The following is a 258-nucleotide window of genomic DNA, read 5'->3' as shown; positions in this document are numbered from 1 at the left end:
ATATGGTGCGCGTGGAAGGAGTCGAACCTCCGACCGCCTGGTTCGTAGCCAGGTACTCTATCCAGCTGAGCTACACGCGCAAACTCGTTTTTGTACTTCTAATAGATCCAATCATGATTGAGTCTAGGATAAGCACTTTTATCTCGCAAATTTATTCTATTCCCCTCGACTAAGAGAATAGAATGGCGGAGAAGGAGGGATTCGAACCCTCGATGGGAGTTAAAGCCCATACTCCCTTAGCAGGGGAGCGCCTTCGGC

The 258-nt window shown here is 49.2% G+C and carries 1 tRNA gene; it reads right to left on the bottom strand.

What is annotated here, in order from left to right:
* Positions 1–3: 3 nt before the first annotated feature.
* Positions 4–80 (bottom strand) — tRNA-Arg (locus tag BM607_RS21660).
* Between the last annotated feature and the right edge of the window lie 178 nt (positions 81–258).

This window comes from Shewanella sp. SACH, assembly GCF_001887095.2.
GTDB lineage: Bacteria > Pseudomonadota > Gammaproteobacteria > Enterobacterales > Shewanellaceae > Shewanella > Shewanella baltica.
This window is presented reverse-complemented; position numbering and strand designations above follow the sequence as displayed.